The sequence below is a fragment of the Arthrobacter sp. CP30 genome (assembly GCF_053470025.1).
In genome coordinates this window covers 19,033-36,572 of sequence record NZ_JBQEMM010000015.1, presented here as the reverse complement: position 1 = coordinate 36,572, position 17,540 = coordinate 19,033, and the positions used below count along the sequence as shown (strand labels likewise).

Annotated in this window: 20 protein-coding genes and 1 tRNA gene; 9 read left to right on the top strand and 12 right to left on the bottom strand. The window is 69.8% G+C overall.

All coding sequences use genetic code 11. The features are described 5' to 3' along the window. Positions 1 to 10 precede the first annotated feature (10 nt). Both ACTIMO_RS16035 and ACTIMO_RS16030 read left to right on the top strand, forming a co-directional pair. Positions 11 to 985 carry a DNA-3-methyladenine glycosylase family protein gene (locus ACTIMO_RS16035; protein ID WP_422390479.1) on the top strand — a complete coding sequence of 325 codons (975 nt, stop codon included), beginning with the start codon at positions 11 to 13 and terminating at the stop codon, positions 983 to 985. Positions 986 to 1,121: 136 nt separating this feature from the next. Further along, positions 1,122 to 1,412, top strand: coding sequence for a putative quinol monooxygenase (locus ACTIMO_RS16030; RefSeq protein ID WP_055767892.1), 291 nt, complete (start codon positions 1,122 to 1,124; stop codon positions 1,410 to 1,412). Positions 1,413 to 1,523: 111 nt separating this feature from the next. Here ACTIMO_RS16030 and trxA read toward each other — a convergent pair whose 3' ends face one another. Continuing rightward, complete coding sequence (gene trxA / locus ACTIMO_RS16025) at positions 1,524 to 1,916, bottom strand: thioredoxin (protein WP_448183030.1); 393 nt, start codon at positions 1,914 to 1,916, stop codon at positions 1,524 to 1,526. A gap of 96 nt (positions 1,917 to 2,012) precedes the next feature. Here trxA and ACTIMO_RS16020 point away from each other — a divergent pair, with 96 nt between their 5' ends. Then, entirely contained in the window at positions 2,013 to 2,447 is a 435-nt protein-coding gene (locus ACTIMO_RS16020; RefSeq protein WP_448183029.1) for a DUF1810 domain-containing protein, read from the top strand. Between the two features lie 25 nt (positions 2,448 to 2,472). Here ACTIMO_RS16020 and ACTIMO_RS16015 read toward each other — a convergent pair whose 3' ends face one another. Together ACTIMO_RS16015 and ACTIMO_RS16010 are read right to left on the bottom strand one after the other, a co-directional pair. After that, positions 2,473 to 3,690, bottom strand: coding sequence for an MFS transporter (locus ACTIMO_RS16015; protein WP_448183028.1), 1,218 nt, complete (start codon positions 3,688 to 3,690; stop codon positions 2,473 to 2,475). A 152-nt stretch (positions 3,691 to 3,842) separates the two neighbouring features. Continuing rightward, positions 3,843 to 4,283, bottom strand: a complete 441-nt coding sequence (locus ACTIMO_RS16010; protein ID WP_448183027.1) for a MarR family winged helix-turn-helix transcriptional regulator — start codon at positions 4,281 to 4,283, stop codon at positions 3,843 to 3,845. 65 nt (positions 4,284 to 4,348) lie between these two features. On the opposite strand from ACTIMO_RS16010, the gene ACTIMO_RS16005 reads away from it, so the two are divergent. Together ACTIMO_RS16005 and ACTIMO_RS16000 are read left to right on the top strand one after the other, a co-directional pair. Further along, positions 4,349 to 5,281: a hypothetical protein gene (locus tag ACTIMO_RS16005; RefSeq protein WP_448183026.1), complete on the top strand. Its 933-nt coding sequence runs from the start codon at positions 4,349 to 4,351 to the stop codon at positions 5,279 to 5,281. Next, complete coding sequence (locus ACTIMO_RS16000) at positions 5,278 to 5,778, top strand: DUF6314 family protein (protein ID WP_448183025.1); 501 nt, start codon at positions 5,278 to 5,280, stop codon at positions 5,776 to 5,778. Before ACTIMO_RS16005 ends, ACTIMO_RS16000 begins: the two co-directional genes overlap by 4 nt. Here ACTIMO_RS16000 and ACTIMO_RS15995 read toward each other — a convergent pair whose 3' ends face one another. Continuing rightward, complete coding sequence (locus ACTIMO_RS15995) at positions 5,779 to 6,747, bottom strand: acyltransferase family protein (protein WP_448183045.1); 969 nt, start codon at positions 6,745 to 6,747, stop codon at positions 5,779 to 5,781. A gap of 282 nt (positions 6,748 to 7,029) precedes the next feature. Between ACTIMO_RS15995 and ACTIMO_RS15990 the strand changes: the two genes are divergently transcribed. Then, positions 7,030 to 8,028, top strand: a complete 999-nt coding sequence (locus ACTIMO_RS15990) for an acyltransferase family protein (protein ID WP_422390484.1) — start codon at positions 7,030 to 7,032, stop codon at positions 8,026 to 8,028. An 82-nt stretch (positions 8,029 to 8,110) separates the two neighbouring features. On the opposite strand, the gene ACTIMO_RS15985 is transcribed toward ACTIMO_RS15990, so the two are convergent. The 3 genes from ACTIMO_RS15985 to ACTIMO_RS15975 form a co-directional block, all read right to left on the bottom strand. After that, positions 8,111 to 8,434: a hypothetical protein gene (locus ACTIMO_RS15985; protein ID WP_448183024.1), complete on the bottom strand. Its 324-nt coding sequence runs from the start codon at positions 8,432 to 8,434 to the stop codon at positions 8,111 to 8,113. A gap of 923 nt (positions 8,435 to 9,357) precedes the next feature. Further along, positions 9,358 to 9,439 (bottom strand) — tRNA-Tyr (locus ACTIMO_RS15980). A 122-nt stretch (positions 9,440 to 9,561) separates the two neighbouring features. Then, on the bottom strand, positions 9,562 to 9,978 hold the full coding sequence (locus ACTIMO_RS15975; RefSeq protein ID WP_055767863.1) for a hypothetical protein: 417 nt from the start codon (positions 9,976 to 9,978) through the stop codon (positions 9,562 to 9,564). Between the two features lie 163 nt (positions 9,979 to 10,141). On the opposite strand from ACTIMO_RS15975, the gene ACTIMO_RS15970 reads away from it, so the two are divergent. Then, positions 10,142 to 10,630, top strand: a complete 489-nt coding sequence (locus tag ACTIMO_RS15970) for a YajQ family cyclic di-GMP-binding protein (RefSeq protein WP_191931599.1) — start codon at positions 10,142 to 10,144, stop codon at positions 10,628 to 10,630. 76 nt (positions 10,631 to 10,706) lie between these two features. On the opposite strand, the gene htpX is transcribed toward ACTIMO_RS15970, so the two are convergent. The 4 genes from htpX to ACTIMO_RS15950 form a co-directional block, all read right to left on the bottom strand. After that, entirely contained in the window at positions 10,707 to 11,588 is an 882-nt protein-coding gene (htpX, locus tag ACTIMO_RS15965; protein WP_448183023.1) for a zinc metalloprotease HtpX, read from the bottom strand. Between the two features lie 117 nt (positions 11,589 to 11,705). After that, positions 11,706 to 12,992 carry an MFS transporter gene (locus tag ACTIMO_RS15960; RefSeq protein WP_055767857.1) on the bottom strand — a complete coding sequence of 429 codons (1,287 nt, stop codon included), beginning with the start codon at positions 12,990 to 12,992 and terminating at the stop codon, positions 11,706 to 11,708. Between the two features lie 53 nt (positions 12,993 to 13,045). Further along, a complete protein-coding gene (locus ACTIMO_RS15955; protein WP_448183022.1) occupies positions 13,046 to 13,639 on the bottom strand; it encodes a hypothetical protein in 594 nt (197 codons plus the stop codon). Positions 13,640 to 13,692: 53 nt separating this feature from the next. Beyond that, positions 13,693 to 14,397, bottom strand: coding sequence for an esterase/lipase family protein (locus ACTIMO_RS15950; protein WP_448183021.1), 705 nt, complete (start codon positions 14,395 to 14,397; stop codon positions 13,693 to 13,695). 93 nt (positions 14,398 to 14,490) lie between these two features. On the opposite strand from ACTIMO_RS15950, the gene ACTIMO_RS15945 reads away from it, so the two are divergent. Both ACTIMO_RS15945 and ACTIMO_RS15940 read left to right on the top strand, forming a co-directional pair. Further along, on the top strand, positions 14,491 to 14,979 hold the full coding sequence (locus ACTIMO_RS15945; RefSeq protein WP_448183020.1) for a Fur family transcriptional regulator: 489 nt from the start codon (positions 14,491 to 14,493) through the stop codon (positions 14,977 to 14,979). Between the two features lie 7 nt (positions 14,980 to 14,986). Next, positions 14,987 to 16,474, top strand: coding sequence for a catalase (locus ACTIMO_RS15940; RefSeq protein ID WP_448183019.1), 1,488 nt, complete (start codon positions 14,987 to 14,989; stop codon positions 16,472 to 16,474). Positions 16,475 to 16,540: 66 nt separating this feature from the next. Here ACTIMO_RS15940 and ACTIMO_RS15935 read toward each other — a convergent pair whose 3' ends face one another. Further along, positions 16,541 to 17,500: an SDR family NAD(P)-dependent oxidoreductase gene (locus tag ACTIMO_RS15935; protein WP_448183018.1), complete on the bottom strand. Its 960-nt coding sequence runs from the start codon at positions 17,498 to 17,500 to the stop codon at positions 16,541 to 16,543. Positions 17,501 to 17,540 lie beyond the last annotated feature (40 nt).

Genomic DNA, 17,540 nt, shown 5'->3' with positions numbered 1-17,540 from the left:
CCATGGACGCATGAGTATCGCCCCCGCCGTCGTCCCCTCCGGCGCGGAGGCGGCCGAGTGGATCCCCGAGGGGCCCTACGACCTTACGCGGACGATCGGCACGCTGCAGTGCGGCGCCCACGATCCGAGCTTCATCAGCCAGGGCCCCGACCACTGGCTGGCCTTCCGCACGGTGGACGGTCCCGTGACGCTCGCCCTCCGGCAGCGCGGGTCGCTCAACCAGAGCCGTGTGCAGGCGAGGGCCTGGGGCTCCGGCGCTTCCGCGGCCCTCGCCACGCTGCCCCGGCTCCTCGGCGCCGACGACGACTGGAGCGGTTTCGACACCGCCGAGTTCCGCGCCACGCTGCCAGAACTGGCCCGCAAGGGCCGCTACCTCAATCCGGGCCTGCGCCTTCCGGCGTCCGGCCGGATGCTCGATACCGTGGCCCGCGTGATCCTGGAGCAGAAAGTGACCGGGATCGAGGCCAAGAGGGCATGGCGCTACCTGCTGGCACGGTACGGGGACGCGGCGCCCGGCACCGGTGAGGTGGCACCGGCAGGGCTGCGCCTCCCGCCGACCCCCGAGCAGTGGCGCCGGGTGCCCTCCTGGGACTGGCACCGCGCCGGCGTCGACTCCAAGCGGTCGGCGACCATCCTCAAGGCGGCGCTCGTGGCGAGCGGACTCGAACGACTCGCCTCACGGCCGGGCGGTGATGCTGTCCGCGCCGGGCTGCGCTCCGTTCCCGGGATCGGCGTCTGGACGATCGCGGAAGTGGTGCAGCGCACGCACGGCTGCCCCGACTCGATCTCCGTGGGTGACTACCACCTCGCCGCCTACGTGGGCGCGGCGCTCACGGGCCGCAGGACGGACGACGCCGGGATGATCGAGCTGCTCGAGCCCTGGAAGGGGCAGCGGCAGCGTGTGGTGCGCTCGCTCTACTCGAGCGGGTTCCGGAAGCCCACGTTCGGCCCGCGCCTCTCCCCCGAGGACCACCGCAGCCGGTAGGTCGCGATCGGAGGGCGGCGTCCCGTGCCTCGGATACGCCGACGGCACGCCGCCGCCACCCCTGTTCCCGCACCTGTTCCCGCCCCGGTGCCGCACCGATGGGTGGGGTGCCCGGGCCACCACTAGGCTGGGAGGCATGACCCAACCTGTAGACGTCACCGCCGTGTTCACCCCGCTGGACGGAGAGTTCTTCCGCGTCAAGCTCGCCCTCGACATCGCGATCGAGCAGGTGGTGCAGGAGCCGGGCTGCATCCGCTACGAGATCACCGATGCTCAGGAGGAGCGGATCGTCCTCACCGAGCAGTGGGAATCCACCGAGGTGCTCGACACGCACCTGAAGGGTGCCGCGGTCCAGGACCTCGGTGAGTCGCTGAGCGCCCTGCTCGCGAAGCCCGCGGAGGTCGTCCGCTCGGACCAGCCCGCCTGAGGCGCGACGGCCTGACGGCCACCCGCCGTCCCTGGACAGCGAAAGCCCCGCACTCCTCGAGTGCGGGGCTTCTGTGTGGAGACGGAGCGGGCGGAGCCTGTGCGGGTACCGCTACTCGCCGGCAGCGGCGCCGGGCTGCTGCTGCTGCTGCTGCTGGGCGATCTGCTCGTGGACGGCCTTCATGTCCAGGCCCTTCACGGCGTCGACCAGTTCGCCGAACTGCGTGGCGTTCAGCGCGCCGGGCTGCGAGAAGACGAGAACCTTGTCGCGGAAGGCCATCAGCGTGGGGATCGATGTGATGCCCGCTGCGGCGGCGAGGGACTGCTCGGCCTCGGTGTCCACCTTCGCGAAGGTGACGTCCTCGTGCTGCTGCGACACGGCGTCGTACACGGGGGCGAACTGCTTGCACGGCCCGCACCATTCGGCCCAGAAGTCGACGAACACGATGTCGTTGCCCTCGATGGTTTCCGGGAAGCTTGCCTCGGTGATATTGATTGTCGACATCCTTAAAGGCTAGCGAGGACCCGGCGCCGTGTCAGGCCTGTTCGCTACCGATGAAGATTCCACCCCCACCACCACTGCTCTGCCACGGAGGCCCGCATGACCGCCGATCCCTACCGCCTGAGCCGTTTCGTCGAAGCCCAGGACGCGCACGGCACCTACGACCAGGCGCTCGCGGAACTGCGGCAGGGCCATAAGACGGGTCACTGGATGTGGTTCGTCTTCCCGCAGGTCGCCAGCCTGGGAAGCAGCCCGACGTCGGTCCGCTACGCCGTCTCCTCGCTCGACGAAGCGGTCGCCTACCTGGCGCACCCGGTTCTCGGGCCGCGGCTCATGGAGTGTGTCCACGCGCTGCTCGAGCTGGACGGGAACGATCCGCAGGCGATCCTCGGCGGTATCGACGCCCGCAAGCTGCAGTCCTCCATGACCCTCTTCGACGAGGCTGCACCGCAGGAGCCGTGGTTCAGGGCGGTCATCGACCGGTTCTACTCGGGTGAGGCGGACGGCACGACGACGTCGATCCTCGCAGGATGACGCCGTCGTGCCGGAGGCGGAGTGACTATTCCGCCGCGTGGGTGAGCGAGGCCCGACCGGCCAGCACCACGCCCGCCGCGACGAGCACCATGGCCGCGGCCACGCCGTACGTGGCCTGCGGGCTGTAGAGCTCCGCCAGCTTCGTCGCAGCGAACGGGGCCAGCGCCCCACCCAGCCAGCGGACGAAGTTGTAACCGGCCGAGGCGACCGGACGGGGCGCGTCCGAGACGCCCATCGCCAGCTCCGTGTACAGGGTGTTGTTGATGCCGAGCAGGGCTCCCGAGACGATCACGAGGACGACGACGGCGGTCACCGAGCGCTCCGCGGCGAGCGTGAGTCCCGCGAGGACCAGCGCCAGGGCCCCGAGGGTCAGCAGCAGGACGCGCGTGGTGCCGAGCCGCCGCTGAAGGACGGGGGCCACCAGGACGGAGAAGACCGCGACCATGAGTCCCCAGCCGAAGAAGACCGCGCCGATGCCGTAGGCGTCCATCCCGAGGACGAACGGCGTGAAGGCGAGGATCGTGAAGAAGCCGTAGTTGTAGAACAGGGCACTCGAGGCCGCGGTGCGCAGCCCGCGGTGCCGGAGGGCCCGCAGCGGATCACGCAGGGAGGTCCGTGTCGCGGGTTTCGGCGTCGCCGGCAGGAGGACGGCCAGGGCGATGAAAGCCGCGGCCATCAGCCCCGCGGTCCCGAAGAACGGTGCGCGCCACTGCCAGCCGCCCAGCAGTGCCCCGAGCAGCGGACCGAGCGAGATGCCGAGGCCCAGTGCGGCCTCGTAGAGGATGATCGCCGTCGCTGTGCCCCCGCTGGCGACCCCGACGATCACGGCGAGCGCCGTCGCCACGAACAGCGCATTGCCGAGACCCCAGCCGGCGCGGAACCCGACGAGCGTGGCCACGTCGCCGGAGAGGCCTGCGAGGGAGGCGAAGACCACGATCAGCCCGAGACCGAGGAGCAGGGTCCGCTTGCCTCCGATGCGGGAGGAGATGACGCCGGTGACCAGCATCGCGACGGCGGTGACGAGGAAGTAGCTCGTGAACAGGAGCGACACCTGGCTGGGCGAGGCATCGAGGTTCTCGGCGATGGCAGGCAGGATGGGGTCCACGAGACCGATGCCCATGAAGGCGAAGACGGCCGCGAGGGCCGTGGCCCAGACGGCCCTGGGCTGGCGGAAGAAGGACTGCTTCTCCTCGGCGAGGACGGATGCGTTGTCTGGTGCCTCTGCGGAGGCATGGGTGGTCACTGGGGTACTCCTCGATGCGTTGTCAGGTGGTTCGGGCGCCTGGACGGTGCCCGCGAAGGCGCCGTTCACGCGATGCGGCCGCCGGCTCAGGCGGTACGGCGGGGTGGTTGTGCCGGCCGGACCGGCGGAGTCGCCGTCCCTGGCCGTCCGGCTCAGGCGGTTCGGCTCAGTTTGCCGATGACGGGCAGCGCCGCTGCGAGCGTGGCGCGGTCGTCGTCGTCCAGATGTGCCAGGAGTGCGGCGACGCGTTCGTTGCGACGCCGGCCGGCATCCTCCCAGGCGGAGCGGCCCGTCTCCGTGAGCTGCACGAGCACAGCACGGGAGTCCGTGGGATCGGGCGTGCGGCTCACGAGCCCGGCCTGCTCGAGCTTGATGATCTGCTCCGTGGCGGACGGCACCCGGATGCCGAGGTTCGCCGCGATGCGGCTCACGCGGAGCGGCTCCTCGGCGGCCATGCTCAGCGTGCTCATCTGCATGGTCGTGAGCTCGCCGTCACCGTCCATCGAGCGGCTCAGGTACACCGCGTGGCGGAGCGTGGTGCGGAAGGACTGCGCAAGGACCAGCAGATCGGAGTCAATCAGGGGGACGCTCATAGTTAGGTAGCCTAACAGTTTACACGGTGCCGCACAAGGTGCACGGCCGTCCACGACGGGCTAGCGTGGGAGCCGACGACGCCGAGGGGGACGCCATGCAGGACGCCGCACTGCCGGCCAGCGCCCGCGCTGGCACGACCCTACTGGCGCAGGCGGACGCCGCCGCGGACCGGCTCGGATCCCTGCCGTCGACCGGAACCGGCATCGTGACCATCGTGGTTGCCGCCTTCGGCGCGGCAGGATTGACCCTGATGCTCTCGGATGTCCATCCGTCGACAGCGCTGCCGCTCACGCTCGTCGTGCTGCTGGCCCTGATTCTTTTGACCGTGGCCGCCCGCCGCGCACGAAGCACCCTGCCGCGAGGCTGGGACCGCCGGCTCGGGGCAGGCGCCCTCATCCCCTACCTCGCCGTCTTCGTGGTGGACAGCGCCCGGGTCCTGTTCGGTGTCCGGCCCGGTGTTCCGGTCTGGGGCGCGGTGGTGATTGCCGCAGTCCTCATGGCGCCCCTCGCCGCGAGCGGATTGTGGCTGGTTCGCAGACGCCCGGCGCTGCCGCCATCGGCGGACGCCGTGACGTCGAATCCCTTCGTGGTCTTGGCTGCTCTCGCATCCGTCGACGGCGTGGGTCTCCGAGCCCTGCGGGAGGCAACCGGCATGCCGGCGGCGGACCTCGACCGGATCCTCGACGACTTCGACCGGCGCGAGCTCGTGAACCTCGGGTGGGGTGGTAGCCGTCCGGGCCTCAGCACCCCGGTCTCCCTCACGAAGGCGGGCGCCACGGCCTATGCCGACCTGCGGGCGCGACTGGGGCCCGCCGCGGAGCACATCGCGTCACAGGGTTCCGCAACGCCCGAGGGGCCTGCAGAACCAGCAGCACCAGCAAATCCGGCACAACCAGCGGTACCAGCAGTGCCCACACGTTCCGCACGTGGCGCCTGCGAAGTGCATCCGCCGGATGCAGCCGGTCCACCCGGTAGGCGAGGCTCGGTCCTGCCGTGATCCCTCCGCCCTTCGCTGTCCCGGACCCGATCGGCTTCCTCCTGGGCTCATGGACCACGCGGCGGCATCTCCTGGACCGAAGCACGAACGCCGTAGGGACCTTCACGGGGACCACGACGTTCACCCCCGACGCCGACGGCCTGCACTGGGCAGAGCTGGGCACGGTCCGGTGGCCGTCCTTCGAGGGGCCGGCATCGCGCTCCTACCGGGTCATGCCCGGTGTCGGGACGGCGGTGGAGGTGCTCTTCGAGGACGGGCGGCTGCTCTGCCGTCTCGATCTCTCCGCAGGATCCGCCCGCGACCACCACGACTGCCCGCCGGACACCTATCTGGTCGACTTCACCGTGGGGAGCAGTAACAGGATCGACTACCGCTGGGACGTGACCGGACCGGCCAAGGACCTCCTGCTCAGCACGACCCTGACGCGGGGGGAGGCTACGCGCGGCCCGGCAGGACGGACGAGGACCGTATCCGGACCGATCTGCCCGTCCGCATGATCAGGTCCTCGCCCGCCGCGTCCGCCGCGCACGCTCGCGCGGGCGCCGCTTCAGCGCAGGCAGTTCGAACAGCAGGTTGACGGACGCGTGCTTTCGCGTGGAATACATCCAGGCGAGCCCGAGCGGGACCCCCACACCGGCCAGGAGAAGGAGCGGCAGCATGAACCAGGCCTCCGCGACCCCGAGGGCATCGGCGAGCGCCAGCGTGATCATGATGGGACCCAGGTGGGCGACATAGAACACGATCGAGTAGCGCCCCGCGAACTCGAGGGCCGACGTCGCCCTGTTCCTGCGGAGCCGCGGGAACATCCAGCACACCACGGCCAACCCACCGACGACGCCCCACACGTACTCCGCGCGGTAGAGGACCTCGTGGCCGGAGACGTTGAGCAGACCGACCGCGACAGCGGATCCTGTCGCCACGGCCAGAACCCACGGGCGGTTGATCGCGCGCTCGACACGGCCCGGATGCTGCGCACACCAGGCACCGAAGAAGAAGAACGCCGACAGGAAGGCCATGGTCTCGGGGCGGCTGCCGTCCGGGAGCAGGAGGGACACACCGAGCCCGACGGCGGCGACGGCGAGCGGCGGTACGCGGCGCAGCGGGTAGGCGAGCGCGTAGAACACGAGGATGAACCACAGGTACCAGAGGTAGGTCGGCGAGAGGTAGAAGATCTGCAGCACGGACACCGGGTGGATGTCCCCGCTCGCGGCGAGGATGATGACCGACCACAGCAGATAGGGCCAGGCCACCATGGAGACCTTGCCGGCGAAGTACCGCCCGCCCGGCTTCGCGACCGACTGCGGGAGCAGGACGCCCGAGAGGAACATCAGCACGGGCATGCGAAACGGCTCGAGGAAGAGATTGACCTCGTCGACCCCGGCGGTCGGCCCCACGGCGACGCGGATCGCCTCGCCCGCGTGCAGCAGGACGACGAGCAGGATGGCGGCGCCCCGCAGGCTGTCCAGCCAGCCGACGCGTGTGTGTGCGGTGTCCCCGATCGTGGCCTCCCCTGCCGTTACGTCTCCACCCTAAGTGGGCTTACCGACTCTTCGTGGAGAACGCCCGCGGGGATGGCCGGGTCGACGGGAGATCGGAGAAGTGCTTGGACCGGCGCGGCCCGGCATCCCCGCTCGAGGTCACAGCGGCGCGGGACTATAGCGCGCCGTCGGGCGCCGGTGCGGACCGACTTCGGTGACCGGGCCGAGCCTAGAATCGATGAGGGGGCACCTGAGACCTCGGAGGATGACGTGGCAACCCTGTATGCGCCCGGCACGACGGCGTCCCGGTCCGGTGCCATCGATGCGCTCCGGGTCCTCGCGGTCGTCGGGATCGTCGCCGGACACGTGTGGTCCGGGCCGCTCGTCGACGCCGGCCTGTACACGTGGCACGTGCCCGCCTTCTTCCTGCTCTCGGGGTACCTCTGGAAGCCTCGCGAGCCGGGCAGTCGTCGGACGGTCTCCGCGGAAGCCAGGAAGCGGTTCGCGACCATCATGGTTCCCTACATCGCCTGGCTCGGGCTGACCCTCGTCGTGCATCTCGTCATGCTCGATCACCGGGGCCAACTGACGGGCGACGGGGTGGCCCTGCCCCTCGTGGGCGGCTCGGAGAATGCGGGGCCCTTCGGCGCCTACTGGTTCATGCCTGCCCTGTTCCTCTCGGCGATCGCCTACCGCGCGCTCGAAGCCGTTCCCCTCGCGCTCCGGATCGGGATCATCATCGGGATCACCGCGGTCATCCACCGCTTCGGCGACGTCCTCGCTCCGCTACCCCTGTCGGTCGGGGTCGCCGGTGCGGCCCTCGTCTTCATGCTCGCAGGCCAGGGACTGCAGCACGTCCGCGACCACGTCCGGCATCCGGTCCGCACGGGTGGTGCGTGCCTGCTGGCCGGTGCGGCCCCGATCCTCGCGGGGGCCTCGGCGCATCTGGACATCAAGTACGGCGAACTCGGCACCCCGGTCCTCAGCATCGTGGTCGCGGTGCTGATCAGTGGCGGGCTCCTCCTGATCCTCGAAGGCGTGTTCACGCGGCTGCCCGAAGTGGTCCATGCGGGAGCGACCCGCCTTGCCGTCGGGTGCCTGATGGTCGTCCTGACCCACACGTACGTCCTCTGGCTACTGGACATCCCCGACGCGGAACGCTCCGCCTGGGTCCTCGTCACGGCACTCGTTGCGCCGTGGACCGTCGCCCTGGCGCTCAACCGGTCGGCCCTGTCCCGCCCGCTGCTCGGGACGCCCCGCCTCCGGTAGGCCCCCGGCCTGATCCGGGCGGGGCCGGCGCCGCTGGACACCGTACTCGTCACCGATCGTTCATGTGCCCCTTGGATTCTTCTCATCTGGTTCTCATCTTCGCCGCGTAGACAGGTGATGTGGTCTCACCAGCGTCGAAGTCGAAGGTCAGGTACGGGAAATGGTGATCGTGTCGAAGAGTGTGGGCATCGTCCGGCGTTGCATCGAGCGCGTACAGGAGAATCTCGCCGTACTCGCCGGCCCCGACGAGTTGAGCTACTGATCCGTTCCTGACGATCGCTGGAAGCCCTCCCCCGGTGGGCTCGTCGGCGCGTCCGGGCGGCACTGCCGACGGCGCAGCCGGGCACGTGGATCGAAGCCCCGCGTAGAACCGGCAGGCACACGCGGCAACGGTGGAGGTGGTCACCCGTCCACCCGGAACGGTGCGGGAACGTCATGTCTCGGGCGGTGAGTGCAGGCAGAGCCATGGTCACTTCACCACGGAAGGCCGGTACCTCACTGTTTCCCGTGGTCCGAAGCCGAAGGGTAGATCATCGCGGAGGAAAAGAATCCCGGCTACTACGTCGTCATCATCCGTTCATCCGCCACGGTCGCTGTTGTCACCCAGTTCCCATGTTCGTCGGGTAGACAGGTGTAGTGGTCTCACTGGCAGTACGACAAGGAAGTTGGTTTCAGCCATGGTGATTGTGAAGAAGAGCATGAGCATCGTCCGCCGGTGCATCGAGCGGGTTCAGGGCAACCTTGCGGTCCTTGCAGGCCCAGACGAACTGAACTGCTAGCCGACGGTCGATTCCAGGTGGGGCCCGCCCGGTGAGCGGCGGGCCCCACCTGGTTTTCTGCGCGATGGAGACGGCGCTGTCGAGCGACCACACTGGACCGGGTGCGGCTCCTGCTGGTCGCGTGGTGACCCTGGCAGCGAGTATCCCTGGAACAGGGACCAAGTCACCGACGATCCACCCCGTACGCTGCGCCCGCGGCCGATGCCGGAACGGCAATCCCCCTGATGCTCACCGCTGTCACCGCCGACCCGGTAGAGACCGCCCGACGCGAGACCGGAGGCGTTCACCGTGTCCCCCTTGGTGATGGATACGTCCTGGTCGGCGCCCGTCCACCCGGAGATGGTGAGCCCGGTACGGTTCACGTGCCCTGTGACGCGGCGTGGATGGCCATGGCGACGGCAGCGTGCCCGCCACGATCGATAGCGGTGCGGCGGGCCACAGTGACTCCAGGGTCGGCGCTGGTGCAGACCGTGGGCTCGGCCCTGGAGTCTCAACGCGAGAGGCCGGCACCTCCACCGTTTCCAGTGGCTGTACCGGCCTCTCCTTGCTGTGGCAGATGAGGGATTCGAACCCCCGTAGGCGTTGCCAGCTGATTTACAGTCAGCCCCCTTTGGCCGCTCGGGTAATCTGCCGAACGTCTTCACAGGAAGACCGCCCGCAGCAAGCGCGGGCAAGACAACTTTACAGACAAACCAGCCCGGTGACGAATCGGCCCGAGGTACCGGGCCAGGAGGCTGCCACGGGACGGCGCAGCTCAGAGACCGGCGGCGACCCGGCGCTGGATCTTCGCGTAGAACCCGTCGGCCTGCTCGGACGTCACGAGGCGGAGGAGGACGGCCTGGTCGAGGTCGGATCGCACCCCGGCCAGGCGCTCGGCCGCTGTTGGGCCGGCGTTCGCGGAACCGGCGACGGCAGGACCGGCCAGTACGAGCGGTGCAGGCACAGCGAGACCCACGGTCGACCCCGTGTCGAACCCGCGGACCAGGCCGTCGGTGTCGTAGTCCGGCGACTCCGCGAGGTCGGAGGTCTCGATGACGGACGACGGCGCGACGGCGAGGGCCGGCACCGGAGCCATTCCCGAGAGGGCCGCCGCACTCGCGGCGGCCAGGAACGAGCCGGCCACGGCTCGCCGAAGGCGGACCCGGTAGCGGCGGCGGGCGGTTTCGAGCATCGTTCTGGCTCCTTGGATCTCAGGTGGTAGGACCAACCGTTTCACCCGTCCGTGTGGACGTACCCGGAGACGGCTGTCCGCTTCCTGTGAGACCGCGCGCGCTCCGCGACAGGCGTTGCGGATAGTCTTGGGGGCAAGAATCCCCATCACCCCAGGAGGCATCGTGGCTAGCGAATCCACGTTCGACGTCGTCAGCAAAGTGGACAAGCAGGAGGTCGCCAACGCGCTGAACCAGGCGCAGAAGGAGATCGCCCAGCGGTACGACTTCAAGGGGGTCGGCGCGGAGGTGGACTTCAGCGGCGAGAAGATCCTGATGAAGGCGAACTCCGAGGAGCGCGTACTGGCCGTCCTCGACGTCCTGCAGTCCAAGATGATCAAGCGCGGCATCTCCCTGAAGTCCCTCGACACCGGCGAGCCGTTCCCGTCGGGGAAGGAGTTCCGCCTGGAGACCTCCATCAAGGAGGGGATCGCCCAGGACATCGCGAAGAAGATCAACAAGCTCATCCGCGACGAGGGCCCCAAGGGCGTGAAGTCCCAGATCCAGGGCGACGAGCTGCGGGTCAGCTCGAAGTCCCGTGATGACCTGCAGGAGACCATGACCCTCCTGCGCGGCTTCGAGGAAGCCGACCTCCAGTTCGTCAACATGCGCTGATCCGCGCCATCCGACGATGACGGCGGCCCACCTCCTCGGGGAGGTGGGCCGCCGTCGTCGTGCCGGATCGTCGGGTTCAGCCCCGCGGCCGCCCGGCCATGCCCTCGAGGCGTGCGATGCGCTGGTCCATCGGCGGGTGCGTCGCGAACAGCTTGCCCACCCCGCCGCCCTTGAAGGGGTTGGCGATCATGAGGTGCGAGGTGTTGACGAGGCGCTGGTCCTGCGGCAGCGGCGCCCGCTGGGTGCCGGCCGCCAGCTTGCGGAGGGCCGAGGCGAGGGCCAGCGGATCGTCGGTGAGGATCGCGCCGTCCTCGTCGGCGTCGAACTCACGCGTCCGACCGATGGCCGTCTGGATGAGGCCGGCCGCGAGAGGTGCCAGGATGGCCAGCAGCAGCGCGCCGATCGCGTTCCCGCCGCCCTGGTTCCGGTTCCCGCCCATCATGCCGGTGAAGGCGAACATCTGTGCCACCGAGGTGATGACGCCGGCGACCGCCGCCGCGATGGATCCGGTGAGGATGTCGCGGTTGTACACGTGCATCAGCTCGTGGCCGAGGACACCGCGCAGCTCGCGCTCGTCGAGCAGCTGGAGGATCCCCTCGGTGCAGCAGACCGCTGAGTTCTCGGGGTTGCGGCCCGTGGCGAACGCATTGGGCGCCTGCGTGGGCGAGACGTAGAGCCTCGGCATGGGCTTCTGCGCCCGCATGCTCAGCTCGCGGACGATGCGGTACATGGCTGGCTGCTGCTGCTCCGTGACCTCGACGGCGCGCATGCTGCGGATGGCGATCTTGTCGCTGTTCCAGTAGCTGTAGGCGATCGAGCCGACGCCGAGCAGGGCGAACAGCCAGATGAACATGGAGCTGCCGATCGCTCCCGCGATGACCGCACCGAAGACGAGGAAGATGCCCATGAGGGCGCCGAACAACAACGCCGTCTTGGCACCGTTGAAATGGTTGTGCACGTCGTACTCCTTGCGCTGTGGACGCCGACCGCTCCGTCCGGGTGAACGGCGCACGGTTGTTGCCTGTCCCCTCATGGTAGGACGTGGCTCTGCACGCGCGCTGGGAGGGCGAGGGGGTCAGGGCTCGGGGCGCCGCGAGTCGTACTGCGCGAACCGCGGTTGCCACCGGGCGACGGCGAGCACCAGGAGGATGCACGCGAGGCCCCCGACGACGGCGGTCCAGCCCTCGCCGAGCCATGAGGCCTGGCCGCCCGCCACCATGTCCCCGAGGCGCGGCCCCCCGGCGACGACCACGATGAAGACGCCCTGCAGGCGCCCGCGCATCGCGTCCGGCGTGGCGGACTGGAGGATGGTGTTGCGGAAGACGCTGCTGATGGAGTCCGCGATGCCGGACAGCACGAGGCACGCCGCCGCCGGGAGCACCCAGACGGACAACTCGCCCTCGCCGGGGGTCGGCAGGGACGAGGACCCTGCCATCACGACGACGAGGCCGAACCCCGACACCGACGCCCCCCATCCGACGATCGACCAGATGACGGCCTGGCCCTGCCGGTGGATGCGACCGAGGGGTCCGGAGAAGAGACCCGCCAGGACCGATCCGAAGGCGGCGGAGGCGAGGAGGATCCCGACGGTCAGCTCGCCGCCGCCGATCAGTACCGCCCCGACTGCGGGCAGCAGCGCCCGGGGCTGTGAGGTGATCATGGCGATCAGGTCCAGCACGAACGTCATGCGGATGTTCGGCCGTGTTCCGAGGAAACGGAAGCCCTCGAGGACCGTGGCGAGCCCGGCGCGCCGCTGCGGACCCTCCGGGGGCAGGGGCGGCAACCGGTAGAGCGCCCACAGCGCGAAGGTGAACGTGACGACGTCGACCGTATAGGTCCAGGCGTAGCCGACCTGCGCGACGAGCAGGCCCGCGAGCAGCGGGCCGACGGTGAACGCGAGGCCGAAGGTGATCATGCTGAGGGCGTTGGCCGCAGGCAGCAGTTCCGGCCGGACGAGGCGCGGGATGATCGAGCTGCGCGTGGGCTGGTTGATGCCGGCCGCACCGGACTGGACGGCGATCAGTGCGTACAGCAGCCAGACGCTGTCCACGCCGATCCAGGCCTGCGCCGCGATGGCCATGGTGGTGGCCCAGAGTGCGAAGCCGGAGTACAGCGCGACCTTGCGGCGGTCCTGCGCGTCGGCGATCGCGCCGCCGTACAGTCCCGCCACCACGAGGGGCACGAGGGCGAAGAGGCTGAGGAGGCCGACGCTGAGGGTGGACTGCGTCAGCGAGTAGATCTGCAGGCTGACGGCCACGATGGTGAGCTGCGTGCCGATCGCCGAGAGCGCCGTGCCGACATAGAGCCGACGGAACGCCGGCGACTCCCGCAGCGGGGTGATGTCGGCGAGGAGTCTGGGCACGGAAGAAGTCTAGCGGCGGGATGATTCACTCCAGCAACTATCCGACGTGCCTGCTACGGCTCGTCCGGAACGACCGCTCCGTCCGGCAGGCGGACTCCCATGAGTTCGAGCTGCCCGGGCGGCACCGTGCGGTAGGCGTGGCTCTCTCCGTGGTCGGGAACCCCGGGCTCCTCGTCCGCCGGGAGCTGCCGTGTGCGCGGCGCATCGCCGTCCGTGGAGGGCCGGCCCAGCGGTCTGCAGGCTCTTGTCGACGGCTCGCAGATGATCACGGAGCCCGTGGTCCCGGTCAGCTCGTCGGGGAGGAACCGCGCCGTCCCGTCCGGGCCGGCTCCGGGCGGCGAGGGGCAGGCCCCCGGGTGGACGGAGCAGACATTCGGGGGCACGCCGACACCGCCGGGAACCGCAGGTCCGGCATCCGCGTGGCGCGCCGGCATACCCGGCGCGGACGGACCCACCGACGGCGGCACGGCCGCCGTCGCACTGTACGCGGCTCCCGTCAGGGCCAGGATCCCGGCGACGGCGAGGAGCGGACGGCGTCGTGGCCGGGCCGGCCGCTTCCCCGCCGGCACCGGTCCATCGACGGGAGCGCGGAGGTCGCCGATCAGCGCGTCCGCCGCCCCGGGCGTGCCGTCCTCGACTCCTCGCATGCCCCTACCCTGCCCGCCCCGTAGCCCGGCCGCAAGGAACGGCCGCCGGCCGGTCAGGCGCTGTCGCGCTCCCCCGCCTCGATGGCCCGGTCGATCTCCTGCAGGACCCGCGCATCGGCGATCGGACGGAAGTGGCCCATGGTGTCGAGCTGGATGTTGCGCGCACCGTCGACGAAGCTGCCACCGGGGATGTGCGGATCGAAGCGGCTGTAGATCGACGTGATGCGGCCGTTGAGCTCGAGGTTGTTCCGCAGGCTCAGCAGCGTCGGGTTGTGCGGGGAGAACGCGCGGATGCTCGGCAGGATGAAGAAGTTGGCCCAGACGGACCCGGAGAAGGGCGAATTGACCGCCACCAGTCGGCTCACGCGCCCGGTGGAACCGGACATGGTCATGAGGAACTTGCCGATCAGGCCGCCCTTGCTGTGGGCCACGACCACCACGTCGGTCAGGTCGTGCTCCTCCAGGTAGGCCGCGGCGAGCTGCGCCATCGCCTCGACCGTTCCGCGGTTGTAGCCGAGCTTCTGCACCACGTGGACGGGATGCCCCGCGGCGTGGAGGTGCTTCGCGACGGGCCGCATGAACTGCCAGGTCTCGTAGATGCCCGGGATCAGCAGGACGGGCGCCTTGCCCGCGGGGGCATCGGGGTCGGGGATCAGGTACTGCGCGGGGTCGGCCCGGACGAGGAAGGCGTGTGCCTGCCAGAACCCGACGTACGCGTAGTCCAGCGCCCAGGCCCAGCCGCGTCTGATGAGGTTCACCCCGTCCACGGTACCGACCCGCGAGGGTGGATGGGGGCACAACTTAGCCGAGCCTTGTTGTGAGTTATTCAGATCTACTGGTTCACTGGTCCCATGACGCACACAGCGATGGCCCAGCAGGACCGGGAGGCCCTGTGGTCCGCCGCCCTGCATTCCGCCGGGCGCCGCGTGACGCGCCAGCGGCTCGCCGTCCTCACCGCCGTCGACCGACTTCCCCACGCGACGGCGGACGACGCAGCCGCCGCCGTCCGGGCCGGCCTGCCCCACATCACCGTGCAGTCCGTCTACGTGATCCTCGCCGACCTCACCGACATCGGCCTGCTGCGCCGCGTCGAGACGCCGCACTCCCCTGCCCGGTACGAGACCCGCGTGGGAGACAACCACCACCACGCGGTCTGCACCGGGTGCGGACGCATCGAGGACGTCGACTGCGCCGTCGGCCACGCCCCCTGCCTCACCCCCGAATGGTCGCCCGGGGCATCCCGGATGACCATCCAGATCGCGGAGGTCCTGTACCAGGGCCTCTGTGACGACTGCCGCTCGGCAGCCCACAGCCGTCCACGATCCGCACCACAGGAATAGGAGCACCATGTCCGCCAACTTCAGCACGACCCAGTCCGGCGCACCCGTCATCGACGACAGCAACTCGTCGGTCCTCGGCCGCGACGGAGCCATCCCGCTCACCGACCACTACCTCATCGAGAAGCTCGCGCAGTTCAACCGTGAGCGCGTCCCCGAGCGCGTGGTCCACGCCAAGGGCGGCGGAGCCTTCGGTGTCTTCGAGACCACCGAGGACGTCAGCATGTACACGCGCGCCGCACTCTTCCAGAAGGGCACGACGACGGAGACCCTCCTGCGGTTCTCCTCCGTGGCAGGCGAGCAGGGCTCCCCCGACACGTGGCGCGATCCCCGCGGCTTCGCCCTGAAGTTCTACACCTCAGAGGGCAACTACGACCTCGTGGGCAACAACACGCCGGTGTTCTTCATCCGGGACGGCATCAAGTTCCCGGACTTCATCCACTCCCAGAAGCGCCTGCCCGGCACCAACCTGCGCGACGCCGACATGCAGTGGGACTTCTGGACGCTCAGCCCGGAATCGGCCCACCAGGTCACGTGGCTGATGGGTGACCGCGGCCTGCCGAACTCGTGGCGCACCATGAACGGCTACGGCTCGCACACCTACATGTGGATCAACGAGTCGGACGAGAAGTTCTGGGTGAAGTACCACTTCAAGTCCAACCAGGGCCACGAGGTCCTCACCGTCGACGAGGCCGAGGCGCTCGCCGGATCGGACGCCGACCACCACCTGCGCGACCTCTCGGAGAACATCGCGAAGGGCAACCACCCGAGCTGGGACCTGAAGGTCCAGATCATGCCCTACGAGGATGCGAAGGCGTACCGCTTCAACCCGTTCGACCTCACCAAGGTGTGGCCGCAGGGCGACTACCCGCTCATCCCGGTCGGCAAGCTCACGCTGAACCGCAACCCGGAGAACTACTTCGCGCAGATCGAGCAGGCCACCTTCGCGCCGTCGAACTTCGTCCCCGGCATTGCCGCGAGCCCCGACCGCATGCTGCAGGCCCGCATCTTCTCCTACGCCGACGCGCACCGTTACCGCGTGGGCACCAACCACGCGCAGCTGCCCGTCAACATGCCGAAGAACGAGGTGCGGAACTACTCGAAGGACGGCGCCGCGCGCTACCACTTCAACTCCGCCGCCACACCGGTCTACGCACCGAACTCGGTGGGCGGACCCGCGGCCGACCCGGCGCAGTACGGCGCGCACGGCGGCTGGGAGAACGACGGCGACCTCGTGTACGCGGCGCACTCGCTGCACGCCGAGGACGACGACTTCGGCCAGGCGGGGACCCTCTACCGCGACGTGTTCGACGACGCGCAGCGGGCCCGCTTCCTGGAGACGATCACGGGTGCCGTGGGTGGCGTGCAGAGTGACGACATCCGCGCCCGGGCCGTCCAGTACTGGGCGAACGTGGACGCAGAACTCGGTGCGAAGCTGGCCGCCAACCTCGGCCACGGCGTCACGCCGGCCACCGAGTCCGAGGCAGCGCTCTACTAGAGCCTTCCGCGGCGCGGCAGGACCACCAGGAGGGCGGGCCCACAGGGTCCGCCCTCCTGTGTGCGTTCAGGACACGGAGCGGCGTGCCCCGGCCAGCAGGTCGAGCGTGACGTCCCACAGCCGGTCCGCGTTCTCCGGGTCGATCGCATAGGGCCGTACGCCGGAGATGCCGTCGATGATGGCGGGGACGACCTCCGCCTCCCGGCAGTCCTCGAGGTAGAGTCCGCCCACGCCGTCCAGGAGCGGCGAGGTCGCGGCGAAGACCGAGGTCGCCGCACCCTGCTCCGGGGTCTTGGCGCTCATCCCCGCGGCGATCACCCGTTCCTTCGTCGCGGCGAGGACGTCCTGATCCCAGTGGCGCTGCAGGTTCGTCCAGATACCGCCCGGCATGACGGCGTTCGCGGTGATCCCGTCCGCCGCCCAGCGGTGCGTCGCCCCGACGGCGAAGAGTGCATTCGCCGTCTTGGACTGCCCGTAGGCGTGCCCCGCGTCGTAGGGCCGCTGCCGGAAGAAGAGGTCCTCGTACACGATGTCCGACATCCCGTGCCCGCTGGAACTCAGCGAGACGATCCGCGCTCCGCCGGCCGCTGCGAGGGCGCCGTGCAGACCGATCGCGAGCGCGGCGTGACCCAGGTGGTTGGTCGCGAATTGGAGCTCCCACCCGAGCGGCGTCCGCAGTTCGGGGGTCATCATGATCCCGGCGTTGTTGACCAGGAGGTGCAGGGGACCGGACCACCCACCCGTGAAGCGGTCGACCGCGGAGAGGTCCGCGAGATCGAGCGGACGCACGTGCACGACGGCGCCGCCGCTGGACCGGGCGATGTCCCCGGCGACGCGACGGCCGGCGTCGACGTCCCGGACCGCGATCGTCACCTCGGCGCCGGCATGGGCCAGCGCCCGCGCGGTCTCGATCCCGATCCCCGAGGCCGCACCCGTGACCACGGCGGTGCGGCCGGTCAGGTCGATGCCCCGCACCACCTCGAGGGCGGTGCTCGCTGCGGTGAAGGGCGAGTCGAAGGTGTTCATCGTGATGTTCCTGACCGTCGTCGTGGCATGGCGGTCGGCC